Below are 18763 nucleotides of genomic sequence, written 5' to 3'. Positions count from 1 at the left end.
ACGTGCCCCACCCCCCTTGCTGAGAGGAGCATTCGGTGCCCTTCGCCGACCCCACCACCGATCCCGGTACCGCTGTTCCCGTCACGGCCGGCCTCGGCTCTGACGCCGGCTGCGACGCACACCGCGCGACCCCCGGTGCGTATGCCGGTGAGCGGGACGCGCGGGGCACGGCTCAGCTCTCCGTCTCCCTCACCATGACCCGCGACACCTCGCTCCTCCCGGCTGAGGCCGACCTCCTAGACCACGTCGCCGACTGGGGCCCAGCCCATACATCCGCAGGCGTCTTCCATCTCGACCCCGTGCGCGTCGACCGTGACCTTCCGCTCATCAGTGGCTGGATGAACGACCCTGCCGCGGGGTTCTGGGAGCTGGCCGGACCGCAGGACGTGACCGAGGAGCACCTACGGGCCCAGCTCGCCTGCGACGGACGCAGCGTGCCCTGCATCGGAGTGCTGGACGGAACGCCGATGAGCTACTGGGAGATCTACCGGGCGGACCTCGACCCGTTGGCCCTCCACTACCCCGCCCGGCCTCATGACACGGGACTCCACCTCCTCTTCGGTGCCGTCGCCGACCGGGGGCGTGGTCTGGGCGGTCTGCTGCTGCGAGCCGTAGCCGATCTCGCTCTCGCGCAGCGTTCCTCCTGCGCACGCGTCATCGCGGAACCCGACATTCGCAACACCCCCTCCATCGCCGCTTTTCTGACCGCAGGCTTCCGGTTCTCCGCCGAGGTCGACCTGCCCGCGAAGCGGGCCGCCCTCATGGTCCGAGACCGGTCTCTCCGGCATCTGTTGTAGCGCTGTGTCACCGCGCCATCACTCATTGAACGCGGTGCGTGACGCCGTAGTTCCCACGAGCACCCACCCCGTCGAGGAGCCCAAGGTCTTGATCCCGTCCCCCGCCCCCGCCTTGATCGCCCGATTGTCAGTGCCGGGTCGTAGGGTGGTCGCGCTATGACGAAGCCCTCGCTCCCCGAACTCCTGCATGCCGCCGTCACTGCCGTCGGCGGTACGGAGCGCCCCGGTCAGGTGACCATGGCCGAATCCGTCGCGGAAGCGATCGACGACGGCTCCCACCTGCTGGTCCAGGCCGGCACCGGCACCGGCAAGTCGCTGGGCTACCTGGTGCCCGCGCTCGCGCACGGGGAGCGCGTGGTCGTCGCGACCGCCACCCTGGCCCTGCAGCGCCAGCTGGCGGAGCGCGACCTGCCGAGAACGGTCGAGTCGCTGCACCCCCTGCTGCGCCGCCGCCCGGAGTTCGCGATGCTCAAGGGCCGGTCGAACTACCTGTGCCTGCACCGGCTGCACGAGGGCGTCCCACAGGACGAGGAAGAGGGCCTCTTCGACCAGTTCGAGGCGGCCGCTCCCACCAGCAAGCTGGGTCAGGACCTGCTGCGGGTGCGGGACTGGGCCGACGAGACCGAGACCGGGGACCGTGACAACCTCACGCCCGGTATCTCGGACCGGGCCTGGGCCCAGGTGTCGGTGTCGTCGAGGGAGTGCCTGGGTGCCTCGAAGTGCGCCTACGGAGCGGAGTGCTTCGCCGAGATGGCCCGCGAGCGGGCCAAACTCTCCGACGTCGTCGTCACCAACCACGCGCTGCTTGCCATCGACGCCATCGAGGGCGCCCCGGTCCTTCCGCAGCACGAGGTGCTGATCGTCGACGAGGCCCATGAGCTGGTCTCCCGGGTCACCGGAGTCGCGACAGGGGAGCTCACCCCCGGCCAGGTCAGCCGCGCGGTGCGCCGCGCCGCGAAGCTCGTCAACGAGAAGGCGGCGGACCAGCTCCAGACGGCCTCCGAGGGGTTCGAGCGGCTGATGGAGCTGGCGCTGCCGGGCCGGCTCGAGGAAATCCCCGAGGACCTCGGCTACGCGCTCATGGCCCTGCGCGACGCGTGCCGCACCGTCATCTCCGCGATCGGCGCGACCCGCGACAAGTCCGTCCAGGACGAGGACGCGATCCGCAAGCAGGCCCTGGCTTCCGTGGAGAACGTGCACGACGTGGCGGAGCGGATCACGAACGGCTCCGAATGGGACGTGGTCTGGTACGAGCGCCACGACCGTTTCGGAGCCTCCCTGCGCGTCGCCCCCATGTCCGTCTCGGGTCTCCTGCGGGAGAAGCTCTTCGCGGACCGCTCCGTGATCCTGACGTCCGCGACGCTGAAGCTGGGCGGCGACTTCAACGGCGTCGGTGCCTCCCTCGGCCTAGCCCCCGAGGGCACCGAGGGCGACGACCTCCCCAAGTGGAAGGGCATCGACGTCGGCTCGCCCTTCGACTACCGCAAGCAGGGCATCCTGTACGTCGCCAAACACCTGGCGCGCCCCGCGCGGGACGGCGATCGCGCCGACATGCTCGACGAGCTCACGGAGCTGATCCAGGCGGCGGGCGGCCGCACCCTCGGCCTGTTCTCCTCCATGCGGGGAGCCCAACTGGCCGCTGAGGAACTGCGCTCCCGGATCCCGGAGTTCCCGATCCTCCTCCAGGGTGAGGAGACGCTCGGCGAGCTCATCAAGAACTTCGCGGCCGACCCGAAGACCTGCCTGTTCGGCACGCTGTCGCTGTGGCAGGGCGTGGACGTACCCGGGCCCAGCTGTCAGCTGGTCGTGATGGACAAGATCCCGTTCCCGCGTCCCGACGACCCCTTGATGAGCGCCCGTCAGAAGGCCGTGGAGGAAGCGGGTGGCAACGGTTTCATGGCGGTCGCCGCCACCCACGCCGCGCTCCTCATGGCCCAGGGCGCCGGCCGTCTCGTACGGGCGTCAGGCGACCGCGGTGTGGTCGCCGTGCTGGACCAGCGGCTCGCGACGGCCCGGTACGGCGGCTATCTGAAGGCGTCCATGCCCGACTTCTGGTTCACGGCCGACCGTAATCAGGTGCGGAAGTCGCTGGCGGCGATCGACGCGGCGGCGCAGCAGACGGAAGCCGGATGAGTCGCGGGGGCTGTCCGTGCCTGCGGACCGGCCCCCTCCAGCACCCGACCCCACCACTGAGGGTCGAGCCTGAGGCTGACCCGCGGGTACCGGCCCCGGACAGCACAGGGCCCCGGAACCGGCGCAGGGGTCCCGGGGCCCGGTCTGAAGGTGGGCCCGCTGGGCCCACCCGACGCGGTGCGTGGCGTCAGACGCGGCGCAGTACGGCCACCACCTTGCCGAGGATGGTCGCGTCGTCGCCGGGGATCGGCTCGTAGGCCGCGTTGTGCGGCAGGAGCCAGACATGGCCGTCCTCGCGCTTGAAGCGCTTGACGGTGGCCTCTCCGTCGAGCATCGCGGCCACGATGTCGCCGTTCTCCGCGACCGGCTGGCGGCGGACCGTGACCCAGTCGCCGTCGCAGATCGCGGCCTCGATCATCGAATCGCCGACGACCTTCAGCACGAACAGCTCACCGTCGCCGACGAGCTGGCGGGGGAGAGGGAAGACGTCCTCGACGGACTCCTCGGCGAGAATCGGGCCACCGGCGGCGATACGGCCGACCAGCGGGACGTAGGACGCGGCCGGCTTGCCCGCGGTGTCCGTGGGCTGCACGGACGCGGCCTGGTCCGAGCCGCGCACCTCGTAGGCGCGCGGACGGTGCGGGTCGCGGCGCAGGAAGCCCTTGCGCTCCAGTGCCATCAGCTGGTGTGCGACGGAGGAGGTGCTGGAAAGGCCGACGGCCTGACCGATCTCCCGCATCGACGGCGGGTAGCCGCGCCGCTGCACTGAGTCCCTGATGACCTCGATCACGCGGCGCTGGCGGTCGGTGAGTCCGGAGCTGTCAGCCCGGATGCCGGGAGGTCGTCCCGGCAAGGAGCGCTTGTGCCCCTCCGGGTTCGTAACTTCGTTCATCGCGTGCACCGGCTCGAGTCGGCCCTGGGAGCGGTCCTGGGCAGTGATGGTGGCACTGTCTGCGGTGGTGGTCACGTCGGCCCCTCTCGATGGTCTCCCTGCTGGACAACGGTAGTTGGTTTCGAAAGGTTGCGCCAAACACACGTTCGAGTGAAAAATCGCGAATCGACTGACGCGATCATGTGTCCGGGTGTATTGGCTGCCGCGTTTCCTGGCGGGCAAAAAGGTCCATTGCTGTACTCTTCACCGCCGGGGTGATCGCCTCGTGGACTGTTGCCCCAGTCTGCCATCCGGCATTCCCCTGCCCTGGGACCGGCGGCCATCTGTGCGGGAGTCCCACGCCCCCTCCTCGCGGCGCCCACGGTATCTCCGCATGCGCCGCGGCGATACGGCCGTGCGTGGACGGAAGCGGTCGTGGGCGAGTGGTGCGTCCGTTCGCGCGCGAACAACGGGGCCGCGGTGTGCGGCCGAGGCCGGTGTGGCTCGGCCGGTCGCGCCTCACCTGCGGCTACGCGTGCGACACGCGTGGACGGCGTGGATGTATGAGCCAATCCCCACATCTAGTGGTTGGATTGCAGCAGCAGCCCACAAGTTGTGGTCCCCCGGGTCTCAGTGCCCATGGTCATCGCCTATGCTTGGGACTGCTTCGTGGGGCGCGAGATGCCCGGCGAGGCCATTGAGTCTGCTGTGAGGAGGGTTGGGAGTTCATGCACTGCCCCTTCTGCAGGCACCCCGACAGCCGTGTCGTCGACAGTCGTACGACCGACGACGGCACGTCGATCCGCAGGCGCCGCCAGTGCCCTGACTGCTCCCGTCGTTTCACGACCGTGGAGACGTGCTCGCTCATGGTGGTCAAGCGGTCCGGAGTCACCGAACCCTTCAGCCGCACCAAGGTGATCAATGGTGTGCGCAAGGCGTGCCAGGGGCGGCCCGTCACCGAGGACGCGCTCGCCCAACTCGGCCAGCGGGTCGAGGAGGCGGTGCGGGCCACCGGAAGCGCCGAGCTGACCACCCACGACGTGGGGCTGGCCATTCTCGGCCCGTTGCAGGAGCTCGATCTCGTCGCCTATCTGCGATTCGCCTCCGTCTATCGGGCGTTCGACTCGCTCGAGGACTTCGAGGCGGCCATCGCGGAACTGAGGGAAGAGACGGGACGCCCCGACGCGGACGACGGCGACCGCGAGGACACGGGTGCGGGGAGCCAGGAAGACGATCGCGGGCCCGGAGGGACGACGAAGGTCCCCGAGCCCGCGGCCACCGCCGACTGACCGGCGGGCCGGATCCGGACGGCAGCTCCGGGCCCGGCCGGGCGGCGGCGATGTGAAGACCTGTTGCGGGCGACGCGAGTGGATGCCCGCAACACCAGACAGAACACCGTGCCACGGGAACAACGGGGCACTTCAGGGCGTTTTCGCCCGTACAGGGAGGCGGCATGACAGAGACGGCGAGCGGTCCGGCACGGAGTTCCCGCGCCAAGGGCACCAAGGCGAACAAGGGCCTGCGTATCGAGCGCATCCACACCACCCCTGGGGTCCACCCCTATGACGAGGTGGCGTGGGAGAGCCGTGACGTCGTCATGACCAACTGGCGCGACGGCTCGGTCAACTTCGAGCAGCGCGGCGTCGAGTTCCCCGAGTTCTGGTCGGTGAACGCGGTCAACATCGTCACCAGCAAGTACTTCCGCGGTGCCGTCGGCACCCCGCAGCGCGAGACCAGCCTCAAGCAGCTGATCGACCGCATCGTGAAGACGTACCGGAAGGCCGGAGAGGACCACAAGTACTTCGCCTCTCCCGCTGACGCCGAGATCTTCGAGCACGAGCTGGCGTACGCCCTCCTGCACCAGATCTTCAGCTTCAACAGCCCTGTCTGGTTCAACGTCGGCACCAAGCAGCCCCAGCAGGTCTCCGCCTGCTTCATCCTGGCCGTCGACGACTCCATGGAGTCGATCCTCGACTGGTACAAGGAAGAGGGCATGATCTTCAAGGGCGGCTCCGGCGCCGGCCTGAACCTCTCCCGGATCCGCTCCTCCAAGGAGCTCCTGTCCTCCGGTGGCAACGCCTCCGGCCCGGTCTCCTTCATGCGCGGCGCCGACGCCTCCGCAGGAACGATCAAGTCCGGTGGCGCCACCCGCCGTGCGGCCAAGATGGTCGTCCTCGACGTGGACCACCCGGACATCGAGGACTTCATCGAGACCAAGGTCAAGGAAGAGGAGAAGATCCGCATCCTGCGGGACGCGGGCTTCGACATGGACCTGGGCGGCGACGACATCGCGTCCGTCCAGTACCAGAACGCCAACAACTCGGTCCGCGTGAACGACGAGTTCATGACCGCGGTCGAGCAGGGCGGCCAGTTCGGGCTGCGCGGCCGGATGACCGGCGAGGTCATCGAGGAGGTCGACGCCAAGGCGCTCTTCCGCAAGATCGCCGAGGCCGCGTGGGCCTGCGCCGACCCCGGCATCCAGTACGACGGCACCATCAACAACTGGCACACCTGCCCCGAGTCCGGCCGGATCACCGCGTCGAACCCGTGCAGCGAGTACATGCACCTGGACAACACGTCCTGCAACCTGGCCTCGCTGAACCTGATGAAGTTCCTCGAGGACGACGGCAAGGGCAACCAGTCCTTCGAGGCCGAGCGCTTCCAGAAGGTCGTCGAGCTGGTCATCACCGCGATGGACATCTCGATCTGCTTCGCCGACTTCCCGACCCAGAAGATCGGCGACAACACGCGCGCGTTCCGCCAGCTCGGCATCGGCTACGCCAACCTCGGCGCCCTGCTGATGGCGACCGGCCACGCCTACGACTCCGACGGCGGCCGTTCCCTCGCCGGCTCCATCACCTCGCTGATGACCGGCACGGCGTACCGGCGCTCCGCCGAACTCGCCGCGGTCGTCGGACCGTACGACGGCTACGCCCGCAACGCCGACGCCCACAAGCGCGTCATGAAGCAGCACTCGGACGCCAACGACACGGCCGTCCGCATGGACGACCTGGACACCCCGGTGTGGGCCGCCGCCAGCGAGGCCTGGCAGGACGTGGTCCGTCTCGGTGAGAAGAACGGTTTCCGTAACTCCCAGGCGTCGGTGCTCGCCCCGACCGGCACCATCGGCCTCGCGATGTCCTGCGACACCACCGGTGTCGAGCCGGACCTCGCGCTGGTCAAGTTCAAGAAGCTGGTCGGCGGCGGCTCGATGCAGATCGTCAACGGCACCGTGCCGCAGGCCCTGCGCCGCCTCGGCTACCTGGAAGAGCAGATCGAGGCGATCGTCGCCCACATCGCCGACTACGGCAACGTGATCGACGCCCCGAGCCTCAAGCCCGAGCACTACGAGGTGTTCGACTGCGCCATGGGCGACCGGTCCATCTCCGCGATGGGCCACGTCCGCATGATGGCCGCGATCCAGCCGTGGATCTCCGGCGCCATCTCCAAGACGGTCAACATGCCGGAGTCGGCGACCGTCGAGGAGGTCGAGGAGATCTACTTCGAGGCCTGGAAGCTGGGCGTCAAGGCGCTCGCGATCTACCGCGACAACTGCAAGGTCGGTCAGCCGCTCTCCGCCAAGAAGAAGGAGGAGGAGAAGGCCGAGGAGCCCGCAGCCGTCGAGGCCAAGGTCGAGAAGGTGGTCGAGTACCGCCCCGTCCGCAAGCGCCTCCCGAAGGGACGTCCCGGCATCACCACGTCCTTCACCGTCGGCGGTGCCGAGGGCTACATGACCGCCAACTCCTACCCGGACGACGGTCTCGGCGAGGTCTTCCTCAAGATGTCCAAGCAGGGCTCGACCCTCGCGGGCATGATGGACGCCTTCTCCATCGCGGTCTCCGTCGGCCTCCAGTACGGCGTCCCCCTGGAGACGTACGTCTCGAAGTTCACGAACATGCGCTTCGAGCCGGCCGGCATGACGGACGACCCGGACGTGCGGATGGCGCAGTCGATCGTCGACTACATCTTCCGCCGCCTGGCGCTGGACTTCCTGCCCTTCGAGACGCGCTCCGCGCTCGGCATCCACTCCGCCGATGAGCGCCAGCGTCACCTCGAAACGGGTTCGTACGAGCCGAACGAGGACGAGGTCGACGTCGAGGGCCTGGCCCAGTCGGCGCCGCGCGCCCAGGAGCTGAAGGCCGTCACCCCGCCGGCGAACGAATCGGCGGCCCAGCCGGCCCCGCAGCAGGCCCACACCAGCGCCGAACTGGTGGAGATGCAGCTGGGCATCCAGGCCGACGCCCCGCTGTGCTTCTCCTGCGGCACGAAGATGCAGCGCGCCGGTTCGTGCTACATCTGCGAGGGCTGCGGCTCGACCAGCGGCTGCAGCTGACGCCGAGGGCATGAGCCGATGACAGAGGGGCACCGCCTTCGGGCGGTGCCCCTCTTGTCGTCACAGGCTGCGGATGTCGCGCATGGCGCTCACGCCTGGCGTGCCGCGCCCATCGTCCTGGTGAAGGTCACGGGGTCGCCCTCGAAACCACGGATGCCGGAGTGGAAGGTCCACGGGCCGGAGCCCTCCCGGGCGAACTCCGCGACCGTCGCGGCCGTCGCCCCCAGGACACCGCCGAAGTCGTCCTCCGTGAGGACCGTGTACCCCTCGCGGATCCGCAGGCCGGGGTTGACCACGCTGACGAAGGTGCGCTCCGCCGGGCGCTGCTGGATGACGACACCGACCACCACGCGCGCGTAACGGTCGTCGAGGCGGTTGAGTTCCAGCATCATGACCTCGTCGTAGCCGAAGCCCTGGCCGTCCTTGCTGTCCCGGTTGAGGTAGATGGTGCCGTCGGGGGAGCGGCTGTCGAAGTGCACCACATAGGCGGGATCGCCGTACGGGTCGTCCGCCAGGTACGTCGCCGCGACGAGGTCCAGATCGGTGGACGGCTGCCCCGCCGGACTGGGATCCCACCTCATCGCGATCTCGATCTTGCTCAGTCCCTTGTTGAGCCCGTCCACCAGAGTCCCCTTCCCCGTACCGACCCGCCTGCTCGCCCCAACTGCCGGGCGCTTACGACTGTTTGTCCATCCTGCCACGCGTGCGGGTGCGCGCGTGGAGGAGCGGTCCGGCCGAGAGTGACCGACGCCACGCTCCGTGGCCTTACCATGGCGCGGTGCTGGTCAAGTGGATTCGCTGCACCGTGGTGGACCGCCGCGGTTTCGAGCGGGGGCAGCGGAAGTGGGCGGGGCTTCTGGGGGAGCCGGGGTTTCGCGGGCAGGGGGGTGGATGGAGCCGGGGGCGGCCGGATGTGGCACACATATTCGCGTTCTGGGAGAGCCGTGCCTTCTACGACTCCTTCATGGCGCGGTCCCACGACCGGCTGGCGACGGCCCAGTCGGGCACCTTCAAGGACGCTCAGGTCAGGCTCTTCGACTACCGCTTCGACGTGAAGACCGGCTTCGAACCGCGCTTCACGGACGCCGACCTGCTGCGGGTGGCGCTCTGCCGTGTCCACGAGGAGCGGGCCGAGCATTTCGTGCTCATGCAGGAGAAGGTCTGGAACCCGGCGATGGCCGGCTCTCCCGGCATGGTGCGCGGGCTGTTCGGCGAGGCGCCCGGGCACGAGTTCCTGGTGCTGTCGATGTGGCGCTCGGACGCCGAGCACGGCAAGTACCGCACCGAGCGTGTGGAGCGGCTCGCCCTGAGGGCCCAGACAGAGGCGGACGTGGCGGCGCTCACCGGGGACATCGTGGGTATGGAGTCGAGCTGGACCGTCTGACTCGGGAACGGTCCGATTCAGAACAGTCTGGATGGATTGGTTCCGGGTGGCGATGGGCGCGACCTGTGGGACCCGTGGTGCAGGATCTGTGTGACCTACGCTGTATGGGTGGGGTATGAGTGCTGCGCAAGCGCTCACCCGATCTAGGGTCTTGGCATGGCACGACCACGGCGCATCGTCCTTGTCCGGCACGGCGAGTCAACGGGCAATGTTGATGACTCCGTGTACGAGCGTGTACCCGACCACGCCCTGTCGCTGACCGAGAAGGGCCGGCGACAGGCGGAGGCGACGGGCGAGCGGCTGCGTGAACGGTTCGGCGGTGAGCGCGTCAGTGTGTACGTCTCCCCTTACCGCCGTACGCACGAGACGCTGCGCTCCTTCCATCTCGACCCCGACCTCATACGCGTACGCGAGGAGCCCCGGCTGCGCGAGCAGGACTGGGGCAACTGGCAGGACCGGGACGAGGTCCGTCTCCAGAAGGCCTACCGGGACGCGTACGGCCACTTCTTCTACCGTTTCGCCCAGGGCGAGTCCGGCGCCGATGTCTACGACCGGGTCGGCGGCTTCCTGGAGAGCCTGTTCCGCAGCTTCGAGGACCCCGACCACCCGCCGAACGTCCTCATCGTGACCCACGGTCTGGCCATGCGGCTGTTCTGCATGCGGTGGTTCCACTGGACGGTCGCGGAGTTCGAGTCGCTGGCGAACCCGGGGAACGGCGAGGTGCGGATGCTCGTTCTGGGGGAGGACGGCAAGTACACGCTTGACCGGCCGTTCGACCGCTGGCGAGATCCCGAACCCTACGGGATCACCGGATAGAGTGGCAGGGCGATGACCGCTGACTCCTCCCCCGAAGGGCGCCTGGACCGCGCCCTGGCCAGCCTGCGCGGACTGTCCGTCGGTGACGCCCTGGGTTCCCAGTACTTCGTGCCGGTGAACTACCCCCTGCTGAAGCGCCGCGAGGTGCCGTCCGGGCCCTGGCAGTGGACCGACGACACGGAGATGGCCGGTTCCGTCGTCGCCGTCCTGGCCGCCCACCACCGCGTCGACCAGGACGCCCTGGCCCGTTCCTTCGCCGAGCACCACGACTTCGACCGCGGCTACGGCCCCGCGGTCAACCGCCTGCTGCGACTCGTCCGGGAGGGCGGGGACTGGCGCGAACTCGCCGCCGCGCTCTTCAACGGCCAGGGGTCCTGGGGCAACGGCGCCGCGATGCGGATCGCCCCGCTGGGCGCCTGGTACGCGGGTGACCCGGAGCAGGCGACCCACCAGGCGGAGATCTCGGCCTACACCACCCACCAGCACCGTGAGGCGGTCGTCGGCGCGATGGCCGTCGCCGCGGCCGCCGCCTTCGCGGCCGACCCCGACGGGCCGCCCGGCGCCGAGGCCCTCCTCGACGGGGTCATCGACCTGGTGCCGAAGAGTGCCGTGGGCGCGGGGCTGCGCCGGGCCCGGGACATGCTCGACTACGGCGACCCGGCCACGGTGGCGGCGGTACTGGGGTGCGGCCGACGCACGACCGCCCACGACACCGTGCCTTTCGCCCTCTGGTCGGCGGCGAGGAGCCTCGGTGACTACGAGCAGGCGTTCTGGACGACCGCGCAGGTCGGCGGGGATGTCGACACCACCTGCGCCATCGTCGGCGGCGTGATCGCCGCGGGCAAGGCAGGGGCACCGCCCGCCGAGTGGGTGGAGCGGACGGAACCGCTTCCGGAGTGGGTGCCCGCGTCGGTCTAGCGGTAATGCCTCTTGCGTCTCTTCGGAAACTCTCCGTACACCCCGGGAACTCTCCGTAATCGGCCGCTCGTTGTCGTGACATCCGCTGTGCGAGCCAGCAGGGCGCGCAGGCACCGGAGTGGAGCGATGGGGGGTGAACATGGCAGTCCTGCTCGCGGTTCTGATCCACTGGTGGGGCGCTCTTGTGTGCCGTCCAGGGAGTAACCGGGTCCCCAACCGGCCCGACAGCCGCCGCCAGGCATGTCGCACGCCTGTCGGCGAGCCGCCGAGGCCGGCTCGTGGTGCTGTCGTGTCAGCCGAGTCCCGGTCCGGCCGACCCGGCGAGTGCCTCCAGGTCGCTCTTGCGGACCCGGATCACCAGCCAGGCCGTGACCAGGGCGAGGGCGGCCATCGCCGCCGCCGGGATGAAGGCCGTCGAGATGCCCTGCGCCAACACCTCGTGCCCCCACGGGGCGGGCAGTTGCTGTGTACGGGCGAACTCCGCCTTCTGCTCCGCGGAGCCCTCGGCCATGAACTGCGGAAGCTGCTTCTCCGCCTCGTCCCGGGTCGCCGTGCCGAAGACCGTCGTCAGGATGGCCAGGCCCAGCGATCCGCCCACCTGCTGCGTCGTGTTGAGCAGCCCGGACGCGGCGCCCGCCTCGTGCGGGGCGACACCGGAGACGGCGGTGAGCGTGAGCGTCACGAAGTTCAGCCCCATGCCGAAGCCGAACACCAGCATCGGACCGAGGACCCCGCTCGCGTAGGAACTGTCGGAGCTGATGAGCGCCTGCCAGGCCAGTCCGATCATCGCGAGCGTCGAGCCGGCGATCATGAACGGCTTGGGGCCCAGCACGGGCAGGAACCGCTGCGAGAGACCCGCGCCGAGCGCGATCACGACCGTCACGGGCAGGAAGGCGAGCCCCGCTTCGATCGGGCTGTAGCCGAGCACGTTCTGCACGAACAGCACGATGTAGAAGAACATGCCGAACATCGCCGCGGCCAGGCTCAGCATGATGACGTAGGTGCCCGAGCGGTTGCGGTCGGCGAACATCCGCAGCGGGGTGATCGGTTCCTTGGCCCGGGACTCGATGATCCCGAAGGCCAGGAGCAGGACCACCGCGGCGCCGAAGGACCCGATGGTGAGGCTGTCCCGCCACCCCTCGTCAGCCGCCCGGATGAAGCCGTAGACGAGGGACGCCATGCCCGTGGTCGAGGTCACCGCACCCGCGATGTCGAACCGGCCGGTGTGCCGGTCGGACTCGCTGATGTAGAGCGGTGTGAGTACGGCGATCAGCACTCCGATCGGCACGTTCACGAAGAGCACCCAGCGCCAGTCGAGCCACTCGGTGAGCATGCCGCCGGCGAGGAGGCCGATGGCGCCACCGCCGGCGGACACGGCGGCGAAGACTCCGAAGGCCCGGTTGCGCTCCGGGCCCTCGGGGAACGTGGTGGTGATGAGTGCCAGCGAGGTGGGCGACGCGATGGCGCCCCCCACGCCCTGCAGGACCCGTGCGGCGAGCAACTGCCAGGGCTCCTGGGCGAGCCCGCCGAGCAGCGAGGCGAGGGTGAACAGCAGGATGCCGGTCATGAAGACCCGGCGGCGGCCGAGGATGTCACCGGCGCGGCCGCCGAGGAGCAGCAGACCGCCGAAGGTGAGTGTGTAAGAGCTGACGACCCAGGTGAGGTCGGTGGTGCTGAACTTGAGCGCGTCTTGAATGTGCGGGAGCGCGATGTTCACAATCGTCGCGTCGAGTACCACCATGAGTTGGCAGGCCGCGATGACGGTGAGTGCGATGCCGGGGTGTCCTTCCCGGCGGGCCGCACCTGGCTTCTGGTCCTGGAGCAATGGAGAGGTTGTCACTATGGGTCCCCCACGAGTGCGTTAGTGAACGCTCGCGTTCACTGCCGCGTCAACGGTAGTGAGTCCCCGACAGTGAACGCAAGCGTTCACTCGCGGCGTTGTTGTTCGGCATGTCCCCCTCTGCCGCCGTCCGGCACGCCCCCATATCCCCGAAATCCCCGCTTCTCTGGTCGTTGGAGAGAGTCAGATGGTTACCCCGAGCTGGGTGGATGCCCCCGCTCAGACAGCCGCCCGCCGCCGCGGCGCCGTGCTCGAGCGCGCGATCCTCGACGCCGCCTTGGATCAACTCAGCACCGTCGGCTGGAACGGCCTGACGATGGAGGGCGTCGCCGCCGGAGCCCAGACCGGCAAGGCCGCGGTCTACCGACGCTGGCCGTCGAAGGAGGATCTTGTCGCCGACGCTCTGCGTGCCGGTCTGCCGCATTTCGACGAGGCGCCCGACGAGGGTGGGGTGCGCGAGGATCTCTTGGTGCTGTGTCTGCGAGCCCGGGACGCGATGTTCTCCCGTCCTGGCGTCGCGCTTCGCTCGGTGATTCACGAATGCGACACGACGCAGGCCGAGCGGTTTCATGCCGTGATCTTCGACGGGGTCGTGGAGCCCACCATCAAGATGCTGCGAGAGGTCATCGAGCGCGGGATGCGGCGTGGAGAGGTGCGTCCCGATGCCGCGAACGGCTATGTCTTCGATGCCATCCCGGCGATGATGATGTATCGCTCCAAGATGTGCGGCTGCGAATGGCAGGATCATGAAATCGAGGAGATGATCGACGAGTTGATGGTTCCGCTGCTGCGGCCGGGCGGCTCCTGACAGGGGCTCGCGAGGGGTGTGACGCCGCCAGGGTGGGCCGGGGTGTCGCGGGCGCTTCCGGGCGGCGTAACCTAGGGGCGCCATGCCGTACGAACCACCTACTCACACCGTCGAGCGCTCCCTTCGAGCCACGACCGGAGCGAAGATCGTTGCAGGTGTCGACGAGGTGGGGCGCGGCGCGTGGGCCGGCCCGGTCACCGTCTGCGCTGCGATCACCGGACTGCGCCGGCCGCCCGAGGGTCTCACGGACTCGAAGCTGCTCACCATCAAGCGACGCACCCAACTCGCCGAGACGCTGCGGACGTGGGTGACGTCGTACGCCCTGGGTCATGCCTCCCCGGAGGAGATAGACGAACTGGGGATGACGGCCGCGCTGCGCCTCGCTGCGGGGCGTGCGCTGGATGGCCTGCCGGTCCGCCCGGACGCGGTCATCCTGGATGGCAAGCATGACTATCTCGGTGCGCCTTGGCGGGTCCGTACGGTGATCAAGGGCGACCAGTCCTGCGTGGCGGTGGCCGCGGCCTCGGTGATCGCCAAGGTTCAGCGCGACAAAATGATGGCCGAACTGGGTATCGACCATGCAGACTTCGGTTTTGCGGACAACGCCGGGTATCCATCCCCCGTGCACAAGGCCGCACTGGCGGAGCGGGGCCCCACCCCCTACCACCGGTTGTCATGGGCGTATCTTGATGCGCTGCCCCAGTGGCGGCACCTCAAGAAGGTCCGCAGCTGGGCGGACGGAAGTGTTCCGGAAATCGAGGGTCAGCTCGGCTTCGATTTCTGACGGTTTCGTTCGCACTCATGCGCCACCCGCCGACGCGGGCCGTACCAGCGTTTGATAAATATCAACTCATGCCTCTCATTCCCGAGGAGCCTCAGATTCACGAGAGTGCCCAGGGTCCCCGCGCCACTCCGGCCAGCGGCCGCACCGCGCCGACCCCCCGTCCCGTACCCGGCCCCCGTCCCGCGGCCCCGTCGCGTCCCGGTCGTCCAGGCCCTCTCCGGCCCGCGCCGCCCGTGCAACGTGCGCCGCGTGACGCAGCCGCCAAGCCCGGCCCGTCCGGGCCCGCCGCCGGTGCCGCCGCTCCGGCCGCCCCGCAGATCCAGCTGATCCCGGCTTCCGCACAGGGCGCGCTCGACGCGGCCGAGGAGGCCGTGGACCTGCTGCTGGACTCCGGTCGCGCCCCCAGCGACGTCCTGGTGATCACGACCGGCGAACAGCACCCGTGGGCCACCCACGAGCTGTCCTTCGGCGAGACCTCCTACTGGGCCCAGCACGACGCCAGTGACGACGTCTTCTACACGGACGCCACCATCGCGGCCCGCGCCGCGTCGCGTCCGGTGGTCGTGGTCGCCGTCAACGGCGGTTCCGAGGCCGTAGCCGCGAGCGCCCTGGCCCTGGCCCACTCCCGGGCCAACACCCTGCTGATCGTCTGCGGTGACCCGCAGCAGATCAACTCGGTGCTGGGCGCGGGCGTCTGAGCCGTTCCTCAGCGTCCGGCCGGACGCTGAGGAGGGCCTCAGGCGCCGCTACGGCGGCTCCGCACGGTGGGCGTTTCTGCATGCCCGGAGAACTGAACGCCGTTGCTGCGTAGGGGCCTTGTCCGGTTGGCGAAGGCGTCCTGCGGCCCTGCGCGGGTCGTCACGCGGGCTCGTATTGCCGTGCCTTGAGGGCACGGCACAACACCCGTGCGGGATGGTCTGGCCAGTGGGCTTCAGCGGGCCGCCGCCGCGCGGCGCAGGACCTCCGAGGCGGCGCCACCGGTGCGCGGCAGCGGTGGCGCCGCCTCGGACGTGGCGAACGGCTCCGGTGCCGAGGCCGAGTGAGGGCGGCGTCCGCCCCGGCCTTCGCCGAGGACCTGCCAGCCGTCACGCGTCAGCGTGATGTACGCCCCGCAGCGCAGCCCGTGCAGGGTGCACGCGTCGCGCAGACCCCACATCCACGCGCCGTCCTCCTCCGTCCAACGCGCGTCGCCCTCACGGCAGTAGAGCAGCACCGCGGTCCGCACCGGAGTGCGGCGCCGCAGATCGTGCGGGATGACCCGGCGCAGCTGTGCGAGCAGCACGTTGCGGAACATCCAGCCGTCGGCCGGGGCCGGGCGGCGTACGAACGAGGCGCTCGCCCGCAGCCGCTCGTCCTGGTCGAGCACGGCGACGACAGCCGTCGCCGGCTGCGGGTGGTGCCGGGCATGCAGTCCGCTGACGACCTCACGGGGGTCGCGCAACAGTGGGATCCCGGCGGCGGCCCATTCCGCGGGTTCGAGCAAGCGGTTGGCGGAAGCGGCGGACGACGACGCCGCTGCCGAGGCCGGAGCGAATCCGAAGGTCACGGTCCTCCCTTCGGCTACGCGCCCACACTGCGGGCGAGGTCGGATTCCTGGGAGCGCGCACCGCAGCGAAGCCCTACCGGATCGGCGGGCGCGCCGTGCGGGAGCGGACTTCAATTCTTCCTGTCGAACTTGGATGCGGCAACGAGCAATTGAGGCCGCCGACCGTTATCAGATGATGCGCGGCTAATATCCCTACCCAGTGCGCCGCCGGGCCACCCATGGGGCGTTCGAGCACGACACGTTCGTACGCCACGAGGGTGCGCGGCGTCCAGAGGCGTGCGCGGGTGGTCAGGTCACGGGTGCCCAGTACTCCGGGGTGGACACCTTGCACCGGAGGCTCGGTCGTCAGCCCTGCAAGGCCAGCACGAGCGGCAACACCCCCTGCGCACCGGAGCGTCGGAGCATGCGGGCCGCGACCGCGAGGGTCCACCCGGTCTCCGTGTAGTCGTCCACGAGGAGGACCGGGCCCTGGGCCTCGGCCAGGGCGGAGGCGAGAGCGGGCGGCACGGTCAGAGCGCCGTCGAGTGCCTTCAGCCGCTGGGCGCTGTTGCTCCGGGAGCTCGGGTACGCGTCGCCGGTGTACTCGATGGCACCCAGCAGCGGGAGCCGACCCACTTCAGCGATGCGCGCCCCCAGAGAGTGGATCAACGCGGGGCGGGTGCGGGACGGCAGAGTCACGACACCGACCGGGCGCGGCTGGGCCTCCGACGCGCCGGCCGCCCAGCCACCCGGGCCCTTGGCCCAGTCGGCCAGCACGCCCACCACGGCCTTCGCCACGTCGTCCGGAACGGGCCCGTCGGGGGCCTGGGGTGCGAGCAGGGGCCGCAGCCGGTTGCCCCAGCCGATGTCCGACAGACGCCCCAAAGCCCGCCCCGACGTGGCCTGTTCGCCGGCCGGGATACGGCCCTTGAGGTCCACCCCGATCGCCGGCAGCCCCGTGGGCCACATACGGCGGGGCTCCACCTCGACTCCCGCCCGGCCCAGGTCCACGCGCGCGGCGTCGAGTGCCTCCTCTGACGTTTCCGCCACGAAGCGCGGGCCCGTGCAGTTGTCGCAGCGACCGCACGGCTTGGCGGCCTCGTCGTCGAGCTGGCGCTGCAGGAACTCCATGCGGCAGTCCGCCGTCGACGCGTACGCGCGCATGGCTTGCTGCTCGGTCTCCCGCTGACGCGCCACCCACGCGTACCGCTCGGCGTCGTACGTCCAAGGCTGTCCGGTGGAGATCCAACCGCCCTTGACCCGCTTGACCGCGCCGTCCACGTCGAGGACCTTGAGCATGGTCTCCAGCCGGGACCTGCGCAGTTCCACCAAGGGTTCCAGGGCGGGCAGCGACAAGGGCTTCTCCGCGTGCGCGAGGAGATCGAGCGTGCGGCGCACCAGGTCTTCCGAGGGGAAGGCGAGCGACGCGAAGTACTTCCAGATCGCCTCGTCCTCCTTCCCCGGGAGCAGGAGCACCTCGGCGTGCTCCACACCGCGTCCCGCGCGGCCGACCTGCTGGTAGTAGGCGATGGGGGAGGAGGGCGAGCCGAGGTGCACCACGAAGCCCAGGTCGGGCTTGTCGAAGCCCATGCCAAGCGCAGAGGTGGCGACCAGCGCCTTCACCTTGTTGGCGAGCAGGTCCTCCTCGGCCTGCTGGCGATCGGCGTTCTCCGTCTTGCCCGTGTACGAGGAGACCGTGTGCCCGCGCTGCCGGAGGAAGGCGGTGACCTCCTCGGCGGCGGCCACGGTGAGTGTGTAGATGATCCCTGAGCCCGGCAGTTCGTCGAGGTGCTCGGCGAGCCAGGCCATCCGATGCGCGGCGTCCGGCAGCCGCAGCACGCTCAGACTCAGGCTGTCGCGGTCCAGTGGGCCCCGCAGCACGAGGGCGTCCGAGCTGCCGCCCGTGCCGAGCTGCTCCGCGACATCGGCCGTCACGCGCGCGTTGGCCGTGGCCGTGGTCGCGAGCACCGGCACACCGGGCGGGAGGTCGGCGAGCATGGTGCGCAGCCGGCGGTAGTCCGGCCGGAAGTCGTGGCCCCAGTCGGAGATGCAGTGGGCCTCGTCCACCACCAGGAGCCCGGTGGCGGCCGCGAGCCGGGGCAGCACCTGATCCCGGAAGTCCGGGTTGTTGAGCCGCTCCGGACTGACCAGCAGGACGTCCACCTCTCCCGCGGCGATCTCGGCCTGGACGGCCTCCCACTCCTCGGTGTTCGAGGAGTTGATGGTCCGGGCGTGGATGCCGGCTCGGGCCGCCGCCTCGACCTGGTTCCGCATGAGGGCGAGCAGTGGGGAGACGATCACCGTCGGGCCGCTGCCCCGCGCCCGCAGGAGCGAGGTCGCCACGAAGTAGACCGCGGACTTGCCCCATCCCGTGCGCTGGACGACCAGGGCACGTCGTCTGTCGGCGACCAGCGCCTCGATCGCCCGCCACTGGTCCTCGCGCAGCCGGGCACCTCCCGAGACGTCCCCGACGAGACGGGCGAGGACCGTGTCGGCCGCCGCCCGTAGATCCGCGTTGCTCGTGTGCTCCATGCGTCCCATGAAACAGGACGGC

Annotated in this window: 15 protein-coding genes; 10 read left to right on the top strand and 5 right to left on the bottom strand. The window is 69.7% G+C overall.

The genetic code is table 11. The features are described 5' to 3' along the window. Positions 1-35 precede the first annotated feature (35 nt). A complete protein-coding gene (locus tag KJK29_RS08695) occupies positions 36-797 on the top strand; it encodes a GNAT family N-acetyltransferase (RefSeq protein ID WP_215118138.1) in 762 nt (253 codons plus the stop codon). 156 nt (positions 798-953) lie between these two features. Then, positions 954-2930, top strand: coding sequence for an ATP-dependent DNA helicase (locus KJK29_RS08690; protein ID WP_215118137.1), 1977 nt, complete (start codon positions 954-956; stop codon positions 2928-2930). A gap of 187 nt (positions 2931-3117) precedes the next feature. On the opposite strand, the gene lexA is transcribed toward KJK29_RS08690, so the two are convergent. After that, positions 3118-3897, bottom strand: coding sequence for a transcriptional repressor LexA (gene lexA, locus KJK29_RS08685; RefSeq protein WP_215118136.1), 780 nt, complete (start codon positions 3895-3897; stop codon positions 3118-3120). Between the two features lie 632 nt (positions 3898-4529). Here lexA and nrdR point away from each other — a divergent pair. Together nrdR and KJK29_RS08675 are read left to right on the top strand one after the other, a co-directional pair. Beyond that, positions 4530-5090, top strand: coding sequence for a transcriptional regulator NrdR (nrdR, locus tag KJK29_RS08680; RefSeq protein WP_215118135.1), 561 nt, complete (start codon positions 4530-4532; stop codon positions 5088-5090). 164 nt (positions 5091-5254) lie between these two features. Continuing rightward, positions 5255-8134 (top strand): vitamin B12-dependent ribonucleotide reductase, encoded by a 2880-nt coding sequence (locus KJK29_RS08675; protein WP_215118134.1) that lies wholly within the window; start codon positions 5255-5257, stop codon positions 8132-8134. 89 nt (positions 8135-8223) lie between these two features. On the opposite strand, the gene KJK29_RS08670 is transcribed toward KJK29_RS08675, so the two are convergent. Then, the gene (locus tag KJK29_RS08670) at positions 8224-8757 is read right to left on the bottom strand and encodes a TerD family protein (protein WP_215118133.1); all 534 of its coding nucleotides are present in this window, start codon (positions 8755-8757) and stop codon (positions 8224-8226) included. Between the two features lie 155 nt (positions 8758-8912). Here KJK29_RS08670 and KJK29_RS08665 point away from each other — a divergent pair, with 155 nt between their 5' ends. From KJK29_RS08665 to KJK29_RS08655, 3 genes are all read left to right on the top strand, one after another. Further along, complete coding sequence (locus KJK29_RS08665; protein ID WP_215118132.1) at positions 8913-9518, top strand: YdbC family protein; 606 nt, start codon at positions 8913-8915, stop codon at positions 9516-9518. Positions 9519-9674: 156 nt separating this feature from the next. After that, the gene (locus tag KJK29_RS08660) at positions 9675-10334 is read left to right on the top strand and encodes a histidine phosphatase family protein (protein ID WP_215118131.1); all 660 of its coding nucleotides are present in this window, start codon (positions 9675-9677) and stop codon (positions 10332-10334) included. A 12-nt stretch (positions 10335-10346) separates the two neighbouring features. Continuing rightward, positions 10347-11252 (top strand): ADP-ribosylglycohydrolase family protein, encoded by a 906-nt coding sequence (locus KJK29_RS08655; RefSeq protein ID WP_215118130.1) that lies wholly within the window; start codon positions 10347-10349, stop codon positions 11250-11252. Positions 11253-11544: 292 nt separating this feature from the next. Here the strand turns inward: KJK29_RS08655 and KJK29_RS08650 are convergent, their stop codons facing one another. Next, the gene (locus KJK29_RS08650) at positions 11545-13092 is read right to left on the bottom strand and encodes an MFS transporter (RefSeq protein WP_215118129.1); all 1548 of its coding nucleotides are present in this window, start codon (positions 13090-13092) and stop codon (positions 11545-11547) included. A 187-nt stretch (positions 13093-13279) separates the two neighbouring features. Between KJK29_RS08650 and KJK29_RS08645 the strand changes: the two genes are divergently transcribed. The 3 genes from KJK29_RS08645 (at position 13280) to KJK29_RS08635 (ending at position 15382) form a co-directional block, all read left to right on the top strand. After that, complete coding sequence (locus KJK29_RS08645; RefSeq protein WP_215118128.1) at positions 13280-13900, top strand: TetR/AcrR family transcriptional regulator; 621 nt, start codon at positions 13280-13282, stop codon at positions 13898-13900. Between the two features lie 82 nt (positions 13901-13982). Further along, the gene (locus KJK29_RS08640) at positions 13983-14684 is read left to right on the top strand and encodes a ribonuclease HII (protein ID WP_215118127.1); all 702 of its coding nucleotides are present in this window, start codon (positions 13983-13985) and stop codon (positions 14682-14684) included. A 68-nt stretch (positions 14685-14752) separates the two neighbouring features. Then, complete coding sequence (locus KJK29_RS08635) at positions 14753-15382, top strand: hypothetical protein (RefSeq protein WP_215118126.1); 630 nt, start codon at positions 14753-14755, stop codon at positions 15380-15382. A gap of 233 nt (positions 15383-15615) precedes the next feature. Here the strand turns inward: KJK29_RS08635 and KJK29_RS08630 are convergent, their stop codons facing one another. Continuing rightward, entirely contained in the window at positions 15616-16230 is a 615-nt protein-coding gene (locus KJK29_RS08630) for a hypothetical protein (RefSeq protein WP_215118125.1), read from the bottom strand. 345 nt (positions 16231-16575) lie between these two features. Continuing rightward, positions 16576-18741, bottom strand: coding sequence for a RecQ family ATP-dependent DNA helicase (locus tag KJK29_RS08625; protein ID WP_215118124.1), 2166 nt, complete (start codon positions 18739-18741; stop codon positions 16576-16578). Positions 18742-18763: the final 22 nt, after the last annotated feature.

Source organism: Streptomyces koelreuteriae (genome assembly GCF_018604545.1).
GTDB classification, from domain to species: domain Bacteria; phylum Actinomycetota; class Actinomycetes; order Streptomycetales; family Streptomycetaceae; genus Streptomyces; species Streptomyces koelreuteriae.
This window is presented reverse-complemented; position numbering and strand designations above follow the sequence as displayed.

Bases quoted from the DNA above. Each gene is read 5' to 3' on its own strand.
- KJK29_RS08690 (WP_215118137.1), top strand. From the start codon at position 954: ATGACGAAGCCCTCGCTCCCCGAACTCCTGCATGCCGCCGTCACTGCC.
- nrdR (WP_215118135.1), top strand. From the start codon at position 4,530: ATGCACTGCCCCTTCTGCAGGCACCCCGACAGCCGTGTCGTCGACAGT.
- KJK29_RS08675 (WP_215118134.1), top strand. From the start codon at position 5,255: ATGACAGAGACGGCGAGCGGTCCGGCACGGAGTTCCCGCGCCAAGGGC.
- KJK29_RS08660 (WP_215118131.1), top strand. From the start codon at position 9,675: ATGGCACGACCACGGCGCATCGTCCTTGTCCGGCACGGCGAGTCAACG.
- KJK29_RS08655 (WP_215118130.1), top strand. From the start codon at position 10,347: ATGACCGCTGACTCCTCCCCCGAAGGGCGCCTGGACCGCGCCCTGGCC.
- KJK29_RS08645 (WP_215118128.1), top strand. From the start codon at position 13,280: ATGGTTACCCCGAGCTGGGTGGATGCCCCCGCTCAGACAGCCGCCCGC.
- KJK29_RS08640 (WP_215118127.1), top strand. From the start codon at position 13,983: ATGCCGTACGAACCACCTACTCACACCGTCGAGCGCTCCCTTCGAGCC.
- KJK29_RS08635 (WP_215118126.1), top strand. From the start codon at position 14,753: ATGCCTCTCATTCCCGAGGAGCCTCAGATTCACGAGAGTGCCCAGGGT.
- KJK29_RS08625 (WP_215118124.1), bottom strand. From the start codon at position 18,741: ATGGAGCACACGAGCAACGCGGATCTACGGGCGGCGGCCGACACGGTC.